We start from the raw sequence: 14,847 nt of genomic DNA, 5'->3' as shown, positions 1-14,847 counted from the left end.
GAGCGGGGCCACCGACGCTCCCAGGTGTACCCAGCGCTTATTCGCGCTGACAGTCTTTTTTGCTGAAGCGTGGCAGCGAAGCTGCCACGCTTCAGCAAAAAGCTTGGGCTGGGCGCAGCCCCAATGGTATAATCTGCGGCGCACGCTGTTTAGCATAAGGACACCTATGATCGCATCGCTGCGCGGCACGCTCATCCATATTGGCGTCGACCACCTGGTGATAGAGACGGGCGGGGTGGGCTGGCTGGTCTACGCGCCGCGCAGCGTGCTGGGCGCGGTCGGGGCGGTGGGCGACCAGATCTTCATGCACACCCAGATGATCGTCCGCGAGGACTCGATGACTCTGTACGGATTCGCCAGCGTGGCCCAGCGGGCGCTCTTCGAGAGCCTGATCGGGGTGACCGGGATCGGCCCGAAGGTGGCCATGAGCCTGCTCTCGTCGGGCCAGCCCGACGAGATCCGCGCGGCGGTGGCCCAGGGCGACACGGCCCGGCTCTCGCGGGTGCCCGGCATCGGCAAGAAGACGGCCGAGCGGCTGGTGCTTGAGCTGAAGGGCAAGATCGACCTCAAGGGGCTGCCGGCCGCATCCGGGGCCAGCCCGGCCGCCGCCGGGGTGAACAGCGACCTGGCCGACCTCCTGATGAGCCTGGGCTACAGCGGCGCCGAGGCGGCCTCGGCGATCGGCGCGCTGCCCGCCGACGCCCCCGAGGAGCTGGAGCAGCGCCTGCGCCTGGCCCTGCGCTACTTCGGCAGCGTGTAGCGCGGGGGCGGCGATGCCAGCAGGCTCTTGAATCTACGCGCCCGCGTGGTATGATGCGGCGTAGAAACGAGGACACATATCGCATGCGCCGTCGCCGTATGGCAGACGGGCGCAGGAGGATGAAGGTATGGCCGAGCAGACTCACGCCGCTATGGCCGCCCCAGAGGTCGACGCCGCCCGCCCGACCGGCCGAGTCACGAAGCGGTACGCCCGCCTCGCGCCGCTCTACAAGGCCATGATCTGGACATCCTTCCTGATCAACATCGTCCTGCTGATCATCGTCGGCGTGCTGGCCGGCGTGCTGCTCTCGAACCGGGGGCAGGTCGCCGGGCTGGCCGGCAGCACGACGACCTTCGCGGCCGGCAATCTCTCGGAGCTCCAGGACGTGGTGGCGCAGCTCGAGGGCGCGACGATCAGGACGACCATCCCGCTGAGCCAGCCGCTCTCGCTGGAGGGCAAGGGTATCTTCGTCCCCGTCGATCAGGTGACCGAGGTGACGCTGACCCAGCCAGTGCCGCTGGTGCTGACCGGCGCCGACATCGACCTGGGCAACGGCAACCGTCTGCGCGCCAACAACATCAACCTGACGCTGCCCGAGGGCACGCCGCTCCAGATCGCGCTCAAGATGAACATCCCGCTGGACAGCGTGACGATCCCGGTGCAGCTCGACGTGCCGGTGAGCATCCCGCTGGCGGAGACGGAGCTCGGCCCGCAGTTCCAGCGGCTCGGGGCGATCGTCCACCGGCTGGTAGACCCGATCGCGCCGCTGCTGCCCATGCCCGAGACCCCGCCGGACAGCAGCAAGCCGTAGGGATTCGTCAGCGAATATCGATATAACAGAGGTGGGCGCAGCTTGTTGCGCCCACCTCTGTTATATCATCTCCTTCGCGTAGGCCAGAGGCAGCCAGACCCGCAGCTCGGCGCCGGCGCCGGGCCGTGAGATCACCGTCACCCGGCCGTCGAGGGCGGCGGCCCGCTCGCGCATCTGGCGCAGGCCGAGGCGGCCGCCCGGCCCCTCGGCCACATCGCCGGGGTTGAATCCAGCCCCGTCGTCGCGCACCACGATCTGGAGGCCGCCGTCGATCTGGCGCAGCCCCACCGCAACCGCGCCGGCCTGGGCGTGCTTGGCGGCGTTGTTCAGCCCCTCCTGCACAAAGCGGAAGGCGGCCAGCTCAAGGGCGAGGGGCAGGTCGGCGGGAAGGTCGGCCAGGTCGAGGTCGATCTCCCAGCCCTGCTGCCCGGCGAACTCGCGCACAAAGCGGCGCAGCGCCCCGCCGAAGCCGAGCTGGCCGAGCTCGAAGGGGCGCAGGGCGAAGATCGCCCGGCGCAGCTCCTCGATCTGCTGGCGCAGGTTGACCTTCATGGCCGCGAACTCCTCGCGCAGGCGGGCCGGGTCCTGGCCGACCCAGTCCTCCCAGAGGTCGACGCGCATGCGCATGAAGGCCAGGCTCTGGGCCACGCCGTCGTGGAGGTCGCGGGCGATGCGGGTGCGCTCGGCCATGATCGCCTGCTCCAGGGCGGCCACGCTGGCGATCTCGCGGGCGCGGCGGCGGCTGCCCTGCACGGCCTCGGCCAGCTCGCCGGCCACCGTGATCAGCAGGGCCTCGCTCTCGGCGGGGAGCCTGCCGTCGAGGACTCTGCCGTCATAGCTGGCGGGGTCGCTGAGGTATGCCTCGATCCAGCCGACGGGATCATCGTCGCCCTCGGCGAGGGGCAGGACGGCGGCGGCGAGCAGGCCGCCGGGAGCGGCGTTGGGGTCCAGCACGGCGCGGGGGCCGCCCAGATCGGGCGGGCTAGGCAGCAGGCCGAAGGTCGCGCGGGCGCTCTGGAGCTCCTCGGCGCTCACCCCGACGCGGCGGGCGTCGAGGGGCTGGCCGCCCTCGTCGCGCAGCACCAGGGCGGCGGCGCGGGCGCCGAGCAGGCTGGCCGGCAGGGTGATCGCATAGTCGAGGACATCGTCGAGCGTGGCGCTGGAGGCGATGCGCTGGTTAAGCTCGTAGAGCTGCGCAAGGCGGGCGTTCGAGCTGCGCAGCTCGGCGAGCATGGCCGCCTCGGCGCTGCGCCGGCGCCGCTCCTGGCGGGCGGCCCAGCTGAGCACCGCCCAGACCGCCGCCCCGGCCAGGCCGCCCCAGACGACCGAGTCGATCATACGGCCCGCCGGGGCGGCCTCGGACGCCCCGATGATCAGCGTCTCGACGAGGCGGACCAGGGCGAAGACGAGGCCCACCGCGCCGGCGAGGGGCCAGCGCAGGCCGCGCAGGATCTGGATGGTGTCACGCTGCTTGTGCTGTGACATCTGAGTGTTGAGTGTTGAGTGTTGAGTGTTGAGTGCTGTAACTCAACACTCAACACTCAGCACTGCGCGAAGCGCCCCCCAGTGGATGGGCAGCGTCTGCTCGATATGCCGGTCGGCGACCTGCCAGGTGTGCTGGCCGTCGGGGATGGCGTCGACGGGGGCGAGGTTGCGCACGCCGAGGCTGCGCAGGGCGCGCATCAGGTGCTCGCCCCGGTAGAAGTTGGAGCCCCACGGCTCAATATGCTCGGGGCCGTACTGGACGGCCCAGGCGATCCGGCGGATGGCCGCCGGGTCGGCGCGCATCAGCAGGACGACCGGGCTCTGGTCGGCGAGGTGCGCCGGGTCGCGCGGGACGCCGAGGGCCGGGTCGAACATGGGCATGGCGAAGATGCTGTCGCCGGGCCGCGCGGCGCGCCCGTAGTCGCTGGCGTAGGGGATGGAGGCGTCGAAGACGCCGACGCTGACGAACAGGTCGGGGCGGAGGGCGGCGGCCTTGACGGCCATATAGCCGCCGAGCGAGAATCCGGCGATGGCGCGGGCGGCCGGGATCGTGCGCAGGCTGCGGTCGATGGCGGGGATGAGATCCGCGAAGAAGAAGCGCTGGAACATGCCGCTGCCGACACCGGGGGCGTCGGCGGCGCGCTCGGGCTGGCGGAAGTCGGTGAGCATGCCGGGGACGGCGTTATCGTCGCTGGACATGCCCGGCATCACCAGGATCATGGGGCCGATCAGATCGGCGGCGCGCAGGCGCTCATAGACATCGATCACCGTCGTCTCGCCGCGGCTGTCGTCCTCGCGCGGGTTGACCCACTCGCGCTCGTGGCCGCGCAGCAGGTAGAGCGCGGGGAAGCGCCGGCCGGCCTGGGCGTACTCGGGCGGCAGGTAGACGTACGCGCCCCTGGCGACGCCGAGGGCGGGGCTGGGGAGGCGCAGCAGGCGGGCGCGCGGGTCGTGGTGCGACGGGTCAAGCATAGGCAGATTATACGCCATCCGGCGCGACGCGGCGATTCTAACGCAGCTCCATCAAAGGGCGCATTGACGGCGGGCGGCGGCGCGGTATAATGATGACGTGTACGGGGATGCTTGGTCTCGACAGGGAGCGCAAGCCGTAGATTGCAGGTCGTGCCGCCCAGTCACGTTAAAGGGGCAAACGGCAATAACTGCCAACAACAAGAACTGGGCCCGTGCTTCTTATGGGAGCATGGCCCTCGCTGCCTAATTAGGTAGCGCGTCGTCCTCAGCTCACCCGATGGTTGGGGGTACGACGTCAGCAAGTCGGGTGCTTCTCGGGTAAACGCCGGTTAGCCTGAGACTAAGATACATCGGCTTGCCCAAAGGCACCTTTGCCCACTGTGGGGCCGCGGGCGAGCTCAAACAATGGGATAAACCTGTAGACGTGTGCGGTCCAACTTTCTGGACGGGGGTTCGACTCCCCCCATCTCCACCAATACTCACAGCAGCGCCCGGACGATGTTCGTCCGGGCGCTGTGCATGTCGCTGATGTGGATCAGGTTGCGACCGGCGCAGCCGGATGCTATACTGACTTCATCCTCGAAGCACCATGTACCCTCGTAGTCACGAAGGACGGCCCATGGTTCTGCCTGGCCCCCCGCCCGACCTGGCCCTCCCATTCCCCCCGCTCGCCGTGCTGCGCGCCCGCGTGACCTATCGGCTCCTGGAGGATACGACCCTCCCCGGCGATAAGGGCGCCCTGCTGCGCGGCGGCTTCGGCTACGCCTTCCAGCGCTCCGCCTGCCCCCAGCCCTGCTGGGGCCACTCCGACCGCTGCGCCGCCGCGCTGCTCTGCCCCTACCGCTGGGTCTTCGAGACGCCGCACCCTGCGGGGGTGCCGCACCTCCACGACCTCCAGGATGTGCCGCGGCCGTTTGTGATCGAGCCGCCGCTCGACCAGAAGCGCCCGTATGCCGCCGGCGAGACGCTGGAGTTCGGCCTGCTGCTGATCGGGCGCGGCGTCGACTTTCTGCCCTACTTTCTGGTCGGCTTTGAGGAGCTGGGGAAGGCCGGGCTGGGCCGCGATCTGGCCAAGGCGCGCATGGAGCGGGTCGAGGCGCTGGAGCCCTTCCGCGCCGTCGGCACGCCGGTCTACCAGGACGGGCGGCTGGTCGAGCCGCCGGAGCTGCCGCTGCTGAACCTGGCGGAGCTGCCGGTGCGCGCCGCCGATCTGCCCGCCGATCTGCGCCTGAATCTGCGCACGCCGCTGCGAGTCAAATCACGGGGCGCGTTTATTGAGCAGATGGATCTGGGGGCGATCGTGCAGGCGATCTGCTGGCGGCTGGGCGCGCTCTCCGTCTTTCATGGCCCCGGCCTGTGGCGCCCCGACTACCGCCCGCTGGTGGAGGCCGCCCGCGCCGTGCGCGTCGAGCAGTCCGAGGTGCGCTGGGTGGACTGGGATCGCACCAGCACCCGCGGCGGCGAGCGCCGCAAGATGACGATGGGCGGCCTGGTCGGCACGGCCACGCTGCGCGAGGTGCCGCCGGCGGTGCGGGCCGCGCTGCTGGCCGCCAGTGTGCTGCACGTCGGCAAGGCATGCGTCTTTGGCCACGGCTGGGTCCAGGTGTCGCCGCGCTGAGCGAAGGAGAGCGCGTGTCTGATTTTACGCTGACGCTCATTGACACGATCGGCATCCAGGAGTACCTCTTCCGCAGCAACCGGCTGCGCGAGAACCTGGGCGCCTCGCAGCTGGTGGAGCTGGCCATTGGCGAATGGGTGCGTGATTCCATCCGTGACACGACTGGCCAAACCATCCTTGATCGCCCGATAGAGGAAAATTCTACGTTTCAGGCCGAGCTGCTCTACCAGGGCGGCGGCAACGCGCTCGTCCTCTTCCGCGCGCTCGATGACGCGCAGGCAACCGTGCGCACCCTGAGCCGAAAGCTGCTCTGTGATGCGCCCGGCCTGCAGATCGCCGTGGCGCACCAGCCCTTCACCTGGGATGCCGGCCTGGGCACGGCGCTCGGCGAGCTGACCCGCAGCCTGGACGCGGCCAAGCAGCGCCGCTCTGCCGGCGCGCCCATGCTCGGCCAGGGGGTGAGCCTGGAGTGTCGCTCAACCGGGCTGCCGGCGGTCGGCTTCACCCCGCTTCAAGGCGACGACGACACGCCCCGACCGGCCAGCGCCGATGTGCTGGCCCGCCTGGATACAGGGGTGCAAGCGCTTGCCCGTGATCGCTTTCGCGCGCTGCTCCCGCCGGAGGTGGACGCTGCCTATGCCATCCCCAATCGCTTCGACGACCTGGGCCGCTCCGAGGGCGTGCAGAGCTATATCGCGGTGGTTCACGCCGATGGGAACGGGATGGGCCAGCGCTTTGACGATCTGCTGCGCCAGGATCTGCCGGCCCGCGAGCTGATCACGAGGATCCGTGAGCTCTCCGCCAAGGTGAATGAGGCGGGCATCCTCGCCCTCCAGAACATGATTGCGGAGATGGCCGCCGCCTTCGCGACTGAGAAGCAGCGCGACCCCGATGATCCGCTGGTGCTGTTCCTGGCCGGCCTCCCAAGAGATAAGGATGATAAGAACAAGCGCTACCTCCCGCTGCGCCCGCTGGTCTATGGCGGCGATGATCTGACCTTTGTGTGCGACGGGCGGCTCGGCCTGGCCCTGGCCGCCAGCTACCTGCGTCACTTTCACGAGGCGACCCGTACGGTCGAGCTTCCCGGAGGCGAGGCCCACGCCTGCGCCGGGGTGGCGATCGTCAAGACCCACTACCCCTTCGCCCGCGCCTACGGCCTGGCCGAGGAGCTCTGCAAGGGGGGCAAAGATATGCTGCGCGCAGCTGGTCGCATCAAGACCGAATCCGCCCTCGACTGGCACTTCGCGCTGAGCGGGCTGCTCGCCGACCGCAAGACGTTGCGCGCGCGCGAGTACACCGCCGACAGCGGCGCGTCGCTGCTCGCCCGCCCGCTGACCCGGTTCGGCCCGGGCATTGCTGCCCCCTGGCAAACATGGGAGACGTAACGGCCTCCCTCGCGTAAACTTTCCCTCTGCACCTTCGTGCTATACTAGCCGCCGGAACGTCGCCCGACCTGGAGAATCGCCATGGGCTTCGAGGATGTCGTCATCTTCGGCGGCAGCAGCAGCCGCGGACTCACCGAGCGCATCTGCGCCCACCTCAACACGCTGCCCGGCAGGAACGAGACGAAGATCTTCTCTGAGGGCAACACCTTCGTGCGCGTCCTAGAGAATGTCCGCGGCCGCGAGGCCTTCATCGTGCAGGGCACGGTCTTCCCGACGAACGACAGCTTTATGGAGCTGCTGTTCTGGATCGACGCCCTGAAGCGGGCCAGCGCCGCCTCGGTCACGGTCGTCATGCCCTACTTCAGCTACGCCAAGGGCGACAAGAAGGACGAGCCCCGGGTGAGCATCCGCGCCCGCGTCTGCGCCGACTGCATCGAGGCGGCCGGGGCCGACCGGGTGGTGACGATGGATCTGCACGCGCCGCAGATCCAGGGCTTCTTCCGCATCCCGGTGGACAACCTGTACGCCCTGCCGGTGCTCTGCGACTATGTGCGCGGGCTGGATCTGCCCAACCTGGTGGTGGTCTCGCCCGACGCCGGCTTCGTCAAGGCGGCCCGGCGCTACGCCTCCTACCTCGGCGCGTCCCTGGCGATCGCCAACAAGGAGCGCCCCGACCACAGCGAGAACGCGGAGGTGCTCGAGATCATCGGCGATGTCGCCGGTAAGACAGCCCTGATCGTCGATGACTTCACGATCTCGGGCGGCACCCTGACCCAGGTGGCTGTCCGGCTGATCGAGGCCGGCGCCCTTGAGGTGTATGCGATGGTGACCCACGGCGTGTTCACCCCCAGCGCGATCGAGAAGATCGACGGCAGCCCGCTGAAGAAGCTGCTCTACACCGACACGATCGAGACTCAGCCGGCGCAGCTCTCGCCGAAGATGCAGGTCGTCTCGGTGGCGCCCCTCTTCGCCGAGGCCATCCGGCGCATCTACACACATGAGTCTATCAGCGGGATGTTCCCCGTGTGAGGGGACTAGAGCTTCCGGGAAGCTTTGGGGGAGATAATCGTATGACCGCGCAAGAGACGCTACGCATCGGCGTGCTGACGAGCGGTGGCGACGCGCCCGGCATGAACCCGGCGGTGCGCTCGGTGGTCCGCACCGGGATCAGCCGCGGCTGTGAGGTGTACGCGATCTATGAGGGCTACCAGGGGATGATCGTGGGCGGCGACCTGATCCGGCGCATGGACTGGGACGACGTGGGCGGCATCATCCAGAAGGGCGGCACGGTGATCGGCACCGCCCGCAGCGCCGGCTTCCGCACCCGCGAGGGCCGCCGCCAGGCCGTGGCGAACCTGCTCGCCCACGGCATCGACCGCCTGGTGGTGATCGGCGGCGACGGCAGCCTGACCGGGGCGAACCTGTTCCGCCAGGAGTGGCCCGAGCTGCTGGCCGAGCTGCTGGCCGAGGGCGCGATCGACGCCGCCACCGCCGCGCGCCACCCCTTTCTGGGCATCGTCGGCATGGTCGGCTCGATCGACAACGACTTCTGCGGCACCGACATGACCATCGGGGCCGACACGGCCCTGCACCGGATCACCGAGGCGCTCGACGCGATCAGCTCTACGGCCGCCAGCCACCAGCGCACCTTTGTGATCGAGGTGATGGGCCGCCACTGCGGCTACCTGGCCCTGATGGGCGCGATCTCCGGCGGCGCCGACTGGGCCTTCATCCCCGAGCAGCCCCCCGAGGTGGACGACTGGGAGACCCACGTCTGCGAGGTGCTCGAGACCGGCCGCCTGAGCGGCCGCCGCGACAGCATCGTGGTGGTGGCCGAGGGCGCCCGCGACCGCTACGGCAACCCGATCACCGCCGACCAGATCAAGCGCCTGCTGGAGGATCGGCTCGGCGAGGATACCCGCGTGACCATCCTGGGCCACGTGCAGCGCGGCGGATCGCCGAGCGCCTTCGACCGCTGGATGAGCACCCTGATCGGCCACACCGCTGTGATCGAGCTGCTCGGGGCCACCCCCGAGCGCGAGCCGCAGCTGATCGGCATGCGCGAGAACCGCGTCACCCGCATGCCGCTGATGACATGTGTGGCCGACACCCGCGCCGTGGCCGAGGCGATCGCCGCCCACGACTACGGACGGGCCATGGAGCTGCGCGGCGGCAGCTTCAGCGAGGCCTTCCGCACGCTCGCCACCCTGGTGCAGTCGCAGCCGCCGCAGGCCAGCCGCGCCGAGCGCCCGCTGCGCCTGGCCGTGCTGCACTCGGGCGGCCCGGCGCCGGGCATGAACACGGCGGTGCGCGTGGCCGTGCGGCTCAGCATCGACCACGGCCACACCATGCTCGGCGTGCGCGGCGGCTTCCAGGGCCTGATCGAGGGCGATATCCGCGAGATGGACTGGATGAGCGTGAGCGGCTGGGCCACCCTCGGCGGCGCCGAGCTCGGCACCAACCGCAAGATCCCCCAGGGCGCCGAGCTCTACCAGATCGCCCGCAACATCGAGCGCCACAGCATCGACGGCATCCTGATGATCGGCGGCTGGTCGGGCTACCAGGCATGCCATAAGCTCCATAGTGAGCGGCATATCTTCCCGGCCTTCAACATCCCCATGATCTGCCTGCCGGCCAGCATCAACAACAACCTGCCCGGCTCCGAGCTCAGCATCGGCGCCGACACCGCCCTCAACAACATCGTCCAGGCCGTCGACCGGATCAAGCAGAGCGCCGTCGCCTCGCGCCGCTGCTTCGTGGTCGAGGTGATGGGCCGCGACTGCGGCTACCTGGCTCTGATGGGCGGCCTCTCCAGCGGCGCCGAGCGGGTCTACCTGCCCGAGGAGGGCATCACCCTGCGCGACATGCAGCGCGACCTGGAGGAGATGCGCTACTGGTTCCAGCGCGGCAAGCGCCTGAGCCTGATGGTGCGCAACGAGAAGGCCAACCCGATCTACACCACCGGCTTTATGTGCGCGCTCTTCGAGGAGGAGGGCGGCGACCTCTTCGAGGTGCGCCAGGCGATCCTCGGCCACCTCCAGCAGGGCGGCGACCCCTCGCCCTTCGACCGCATCCAGGCCACCCGCCTGGCCGTGCGCTGCGTCGAGTTCCTGATCGCCAACGGCGGCCGCGGCGAGGCCAACGGCGCCTTCATCGGCTACAAGAATGGCAAGGTGCAGATCCTCAACATCGAGGACGTGCCGCGCATGATGGACGCCGAGAACGCCCGCCCGCGCGAGCAGTGGTGGATGGCCCTGCGCGATGTCGCCCGCGCCCTCAACCACCCGCCGGAGTAGGGCCGAAGCATTCGCCCCTGCCCCACGCGGTACCCGCCGCGACTCAGCGGGCGGATGCTTCGGCCACGCCGGCCACGGCCCAGATGAGAGACTCCATATCATCCACGCGACCGTGTCGGTCGCAGGTTTCCATCAACGAGGAGGAACACGCGATGAAGATCGGCATCCTGACCGGCGGCGGCGATGTGCCCGGGCTCAACCCGTGCATCAAGGCGGTGGTCAACCGCGCCGCATCGAACAACTGGGACGTCCTGGGCATCCGGCGGGGCTGGGCGGGCCTGCTCAACTACAAGCTCGACCTGCCCGAGGAGCAGCAGCGCGAGTGGGTCGAGCCGCTCGCCCGACGCGACGTGCGCACGATCGACCGCTACGGCGGCACCCACCTGCACACCTCGCGCACCAACCCCCAGAAGGTGAGCAAGTCGAACATGCCCGACTTCCTCGCCCCGAACTACGCCTTCGGCGAGAAGAAGACCGTCGACTGCACCGACCACGTCCTGAGGGTGATCGAGAAGCTGAAGATCGACGCGCTCATCCCGATCGGCGGCGACGACACGCTCTCCTTCGCCGTGCGCCTGCACAAGGAGGGCGTGCGGGTCGTCTCCATCCCCAAGACGATGGACAACGATGTCTTCGGCACCGACTACTGCATCGGCTTCAGCACCGCGATCACCCGCAGCGTCGAGTTTATCAACTCGCTGCGCACCCCTGCCGGCAGCCACGAGCGGATCGCCGTGGTCGAGCTGTTCGGCCGCAACAGCGGCGAGACGGCCCTGATCGCGGCCTACCTCTCCGACGCCGACCGGGCGCTGATCAGCGAGGTGCCCTTCGACATCGAGCGCCTGGCCGCCATGGCGCTCAACGACCGCAACACGAACCCCAGCAACTACGCGGTGGTGGTCGTCTCCGAGGGCGCGAGCATGCTCGGCGGCCAGGTAGTCGAGTACGGCCAGGAGGACGCCTACGGCCACCGGAAGCTGGGCGGCATCGGCCAGACCGTCGGCGAGGCGATCAAGAAGATCACCGGCGTGGACGTGGTGAACCAGCAGCTGGCCTACCTGATGCGCGCCGGCGCCCCCGACTCGCTCGACCGCATGGTGGCCACGTCCTACGGCAACCTGGCCATCCAGGAGCTTGAGCGCGGCCACAGCGGCCTGATGGTGGCCCTCCAGAACGGCGTCTACACCACGGTGTCGGCCGACATGGCCACCCTGGGCGTCAAGCGCGTGGCGGTGGACGAGCTCTACGACGTGAACGAGTACCGCCCGCACATGACCCACCTGCTCGGCAAGCCGATGTTTCTGTATTAGGGGATGGGGGTTGGGGGTTGGGGCGTAGATCCAACTCCCATCCCCCAACTCCCATCCCCCATTCCTCTCCCCAGCGTGCTATGATGGGCGGGCCTTGTTATTACTTGCGCCCGCCCTCACTTGTTACCACACCCCCGCCCGGCGCCGCGCCATCTGCCGATGGAGGTCATGCTATGCGTGTGCGCTACCTGATCACGCTGCTTGTTGCTGGCCTGCTGATCACCTCTGCTGCGCCTGCGGAGGCGGCGCTTAAAGGCGCCGGCCCTGGCTGCGCCAGCGGCCCCGACGACGTCATCAACAACGCTGTCGCCGGCGATATCTTCACCCCGCTCTACGAGCAGGACTTCGGCCGGAATGTCAACGGGGCGATTATTAAGGTGAACATGGAGATCGAGGGCGGCTGGTCGTCCCCCAACTCTGACTGCGGCGGCAACAGCACCGGCGTCTTCACCAGCCGCGCCGATATGCTCGCCGCCGGGCTGACCTATAACCCCGCCGACCGCAGCGGCCTGCGCGCCGATAACACCAACCCGGTCTTCAGCCTCGACGAGGGCGTGACCAGCCTCCTGGTGCGCAGCATCAATGCCCTCAGCACCGACCAGATCAGCGGCAACGGCGGCGGCATGCGGGTTGTCGGCCTGGCGGGCAGCCCGAAGCTCAGCGGGGCGACGATCACCATTGACAATAGCGCCTTCCGGCCCGACTTCTCCTTCAGCGGCACGCTCGGCGCGCTCGGCGACGGTGGCGGCATCTACCTCGACCTCGACAATGGCTCGCGCCTGACGATCAGCGACAGCCTGTTTGAGGATCTCTCAGCCGGGGGCGACGGCGGCGGCTTCACCATTGTAGTGCGCGGCGGCAGCACGGTGGATATCTCGCGCACGACGGTGCAGCGCAACAGCGCCGCCGGCGACTGCGGCGGCGGGAAGATCGTCCTGGAGAATGGAACCATCACCCTGCGCGGCAACACGTTTGACTCAAACGCAGGGGCCGGCGGCACGGCCGACCTCTGCATCACCCGCCCCGTCGGCAGCAGCGGCGCGGCGAAGGTCTACCTTTTGGACAACAGCTTCAGCGCCAGCGGGCTGCGCGTTGACGCGGGGGTCAGCGTGTTCACCAGCCAGGTATTTCTGCCGCTCGTGAGGCGCTAGGCTGCTGTGGCGCCAGATCAACCTGCGCCAGGCGGATCTGGCCGCCGTGGATTAGGCGCGACTCGCTGCGCAGCCTGAATGATGGCTGTAAGACGCTATAGACGCGCTCGTAATAGAGCGGGACACATGCGACCTCATCGAGCACCAGGATGCGCTCCGCCTCGCGGTAGAGCTGGGCGCGCTGCGCCTGGCGCGTCGCGCGCGCGGCCCGCTCGACCAGCGCGTCGTAGGCCGGATTGCGCCAGCCAACGTAGTTCGCCGCGCTCGCGCTATGGAAGAGCGTGCGCAAGAAGTTGTCCGGGTCGGGGTACTCGGCCTCCCAGCCGATCAGCGCGATCTGGTAGTGGCCGTCGCGCAGCCCCTCGATAAGCTGATCTCCGGCCACATCGCGCTCGACCTCAACGTCGAGACCGCCGTGGAGGTGCCAGGCCCGCTGCAAAAAGGCGGGGGTCTCACCGAAGCCGATCATGGTCGCCATCCTCAGGCGCGGCCTGGCGGCTGCGCCAAGCAGGGCGCGGGCGCGGGCTGGGTCGAAGGCGACGCCCAGGTTCGGCGAGTGGCCGAGCAGCCCCGGCGGCACCAGCCCGCCATTCGCCGGCTGCTGCACGCCGCCCCACACCTCCTGCACGAGCTGATCGCGATCAATACAGGCTGCCAGCGCGCACCTGGTATTCCGGCTCGGGCTTGAGGCCAGCCCAACGCTGAAGATCAAAAAGTATGTGGCCAGGTAGTTGAGGGTGATCAGCCGACTCTCCTCGCCCTGGAGCAGATTGTTATGCGCCACCACGCGGCAAAGGTCGAGATCCTTGCGGTGGGCGAGCTCCTCGGACGGGGCCAGAAAGAGCAGCTGGGCCTGATTCAGGCCGACCCGCTGCGGGCTGTGGTAGTGCCTATTCACCCCGAGCTGTAGGTGATGCTCGCGGTGCCACGCGAGGACAGTGAAGGGGCCGTTGCAGACGAGGTGATCGGGCTGGCTCCACGCTGCGCCATAGCGGGCGATCACGTGGGATGGCTGCGGGAAGGCGATCGGGTAGGCCAGGATCGAGAGGAAGTAGGCTGATGGCTCGGTCAGTGTCACCTCGATCGTGTGCGTGTCGATGGCGCGCGCGCCCACATCCGCAAAGGTGGTTGACCGGCCCTGGTGGTATGCGGCGGCTCCCTGAAGGAAATATAGCCTTTCGGCAAAACCCGCGCTCGTAAGCGGTTCGAGGTTGCGCCTCCAGGCGAAGACAAAGTCAAATGCGGTCAGCGCGCACCCATCGCTCCAGTGCAGTCCCGGCTGCAGCTCAAAGATGCAGCGGCGTCCCGCCTCCTCGAAGCGCCAGCGCCTAGCTACAGCCGGGACAACATTGAGATCGTCATCGAGCGCAACAAGACCCTCGAACAGATTACGCAGTATATCTACCCCGATGGTAGAGTCCAGCGAGGCCGGATCGAGGCTCGTGGGCTCCAATGTTGCCATCCGGAACATCGGCGTGTGTCGATCATCCCGCTTCGGCCCCCGCGCGGACTCCTCGCGCTCCAGCAGCTCAAACGCCACGTCGTAGAGCTCCTGGGCGGCCGCGTAGTCGCCGGCGTTCATCTGCACCTGGGCCAGCTTGAGGTAGGTGCGGGCGCGCAGGCCCTCGTCGCCGTCGCCCTTCTCCAGCAGCGCCAGCACGTGGCGGTAGCCGGCCTCGGCCTCGGCGTTGGCGTAGAGCAGGCGGGCACCGTCGGCGGCCTGGCCGTGGTAGCGCGCGGCCGCGCCCAGCTGCTCGGCCCGCTCGTAGTGCTCGGCCAGCTCGCCGGAGCGCTCGGCCAGCCGGGTCGGGTAGAGCCGCTCGATCGCCGCCGCCGCCGCGCCGTGGTGGCCGCGCCGCCGCTCGAAGAGCATGGCCCCGTAGGCGCTCTCGCGGATGAGGATGTGCCGAAACCCGTAGCCCTCGCCGTCGCGCAGCAGGAACCCCGCCCCCTCCAGCGCCTCTAGCCGGGCGTCGAGCGGCGCGCCGGGGCCGGCCAGGGCGGCCAGCAGGCGCGGGGCGAATCCCGGCCCGAGCACCGCCGCCAGCTGCAGCGTCTC

The 14,847-nt window shown here is 68.9% G+C and carries 11 protein-coding genes and 1 other RNA gene; 9 read left to right on the top strand and 3 right to left on the bottom strand.

Features of this window, described 5'->3' with window-relative positions; translation table 11 throughout:
* Positions 1-166: 166 nt before the first annotated feature.
* Together ruvA and K2Z83_RS21420 are read left to right on the top strand one after the other, a co-directional pair.
* Positions 167-760: a Holliday junction branch migration protein RuvA gene (gene ruvA, locus K2Z83_RS21425; protein WP_220597226.1), complete on the top strand. Its 594-nt coding sequence runs from the start codon at positions 167-169 to the stop codon at positions 758-760.
* A 127-nt stretch (positions 761-887) separates the two neighbouring features.
* Positions 888-1,571, top strand: a complete 684-nt coding sequence (locus K2Z83_RS21420; RefSeq protein ID WP_255604384.1) for a hypothetical protein — start codon at positions 888-890, stop codon at positions 1,569-1,571.
* A 60-nt stretch (positions 1,572-1,631) separates the two neighbouring features.
* Here K2Z83_RS21420 and K2Z83_RS21415 read toward each other — a convergent pair whose 3' ends face one another.
* Both K2Z83_RS21415 and K2Z83_RS21410 read right to left on the bottom strand, forming a co-directional pair.
* The gene (locus K2Z83_RS21415; protein WP_220597225.1) at positions 1,632-3,056 is read right to left on the bottom strand and encodes a sensor histidine kinase; all 1,425 of its coding nucleotides are present in this window, start codon (positions 3,054-3,056) and stop codon (positions 1,632-1,634) included.
* A gap of 42 nt (positions 3,057-3,098) precedes the next feature.
* Complete coding sequence (locus K2Z83_RS21410) at positions 3,099-4,028, bottom strand: esterase family protein (protein WP_220597224.1); 930 nt, start codon at positions 4,026-4,028, stop codon at positions 3,099-3,101.
* Between the two features lie 103 nt (positions 4,029-4,131).
* On the opposite strand from K2Z83_RS21410, the gene ssrA reads away from it, so the two are divergent.
* The 7 genes from ssrA to K2Z83_RS21375 all read left to right on the top strand — a co-directional run bounded on the left by ssrA (position 4,132) and on the right by K2Z83_RS21375 (position 12,788).
* Positions 4,132-4,503, top strand: a transfer-messenger RNA (tmRNA) gene (gene ssrA, locus K2Z83_RS21405).
* A 144-nt stretch (positions 4,504-4,647) separates the two neighbouring features.
* Positions 4,648-5,646 (top strand): CRISPR system precrRNA processing endoribonuclease RAMP protein Cas6, encoded by a 999-nt coding sequence (gene cas6, locus K2Z83_RS21400; RefSeq protein ID WP_220597223.1) that lies wholly within the window; start codon positions 4,648-4,650, stop codon positions 5,644-5,646.
* A 14-nt stretch (positions 5,647-5,660) separates the two neighbouring features.
* Positions 5,661-7,031: a hypothetical protein gene (locus K2Z83_RS21395; RefSeq protein ID WP_220597222.1), complete on the top strand. Its 1,371-nt coding sequence runs from the start codon at positions 5,661-5,663 to the stop codon at positions 7,029-7,031.
* An 81-nt stretch (positions 7,032-7,112) separates the two neighbouring features.
* Positions 7,113-8,060 (top strand): ribose-phosphate pyrophosphokinase, encoded by a 948-nt coding sequence (locus tag K2Z83_RS21390; protein WP_220597221.1) that lies wholly within the window; start codon positions 7,113-7,115, stop codon positions 8,058-8,060.
* Between the two features lie 41 nt (positions 8,061-8,101).
* A complete protein-coding gene (locus K2Z83_RS21385; protein ID WP_220597220.1) occupies positions 8,102-10,327 on the top strand; it encodes a 6-phosphofructokinase in 2,226 nt (741 codons plus the stop codon).
* A gap of 152 nt (positions 10,328-10,479) precedes the next feature.
* Positions 10,480-11,637, top strand: a complete 1,158-nt coding sequence (locus tag K2Z83_RS21380) for a 6-phosphofructokinase (RefSeq protein ID WP_220597219.1) — start codon at positions 10,480-10,482, stop codon at positions 11,635-11,637.
* Positions 11,638-11,810: 173 nt separating this feature from the next.
* Positions 11,811-12,788 carry a hypothetical protein gene (locus tag K2Z83_RS21375; protein ID WP_220597218.1) on the top strand — a complete coding sequence of 326 codons (978 nt, stop codon included), beginning with the start codon at positions 11,811-11,813 and terminating at the stop codon, positions 12,786-12,788.
* On the opposite strand, the gene K2Z83_RS21370 is transcribed toward K2Z83_RS21375, so the two are convergent.
* Positions 12,751-14,847, bottom strand: a 2,097-nt coding sequence (locus K2Z83_RS21370) for a peptide ABC transporter substrate-binding protein (protein ID WP_255604383.1), incomplete at its 5' end; no start/stop codon positions are given. The genes K2Z83_RS21375 and K2Z83_RS21370 overlap by 38 nt on opposite strands.

Source organism: Oscillochloris sp. ZM17-4 (genome assembly GCF_019599295.1).
Classification (GTDB): domain Bacteria; phylum Chloroflexota; class Chloroflexia; order Chloroflexales; family Chloroflexaceae; genus Oscillochloris.
This window is presented reverse-complemented; position numbering and strand designations above follow the sequence as displayed.

Excerpts from the sequence above, each read along its gene's own strand:
- ruvA (WP_220597226.1), top strand. The coding sequence starts at position 167 with ATGATCGCATCGCTGCGCGGCACGCTCATCCATATTGGCGTCGACCAC.
- K2Z83_RS21420 (WP_255604384.1), top strand. The coding sequence starts at position 888 with ATGGCCGAGCAGACTCACGCCGCTATGGCCGCCCCAGAGGTCGACGCC.
- K2Z83_RS21415 (WP_220597225.1), bottom strand. The coding sequence starts at position 3,056 with ATGTCACAGCACAAGCAGCGTGACACCATCCAGATCCTGCGCGGCCTG.
- K2Z83_RS21410 (WP_220597224.1), bottom strand. The coding sequence starts at position 4,028 with ATGCTTGACCCGTCGCACCACGACCCGCGCGCCCGCCTGCTGCGCCTC.
- cas6 (WP_220597223.1), top strand. The coding sequence starts at position 4,648 with ATGGTTCTGCCTGGCCCCCCGCCCGACCTGGCCCTCCCATTCCCCCCG.
- K2Z83_RS21390 (WP_220597221.1), top strand. The coding sequence starts at position 7,113 with ATGGGCTTCGAGGATGTCGTCATCTTCGGCGGCAGCAGCAGCCGCGGA.
- K2Z83_RS21385 (WP_220597220.1), top strand. The coding sequence starts at position 8,102 with ATGACCGCGCAAGAGACGCTACGCATCGGCGTGCTGACGAGCGGTGGC.
- K2Z83_RS21380 (WP_220597219.1), top strand. The coding sequence starts at position 10,480 with ATGAAGATCGGCATCCTGACCGGCGGCGGCGATGTGCCCGGGCTCAAC.
- K2Z83_RS21375 (WP_220597218.1), top strand. The coding sequence starts at position 11,811 with ATGCGTGTGCGCTACCTGATCACGCTGCTTGTTGCTGGCCTGCTGATC.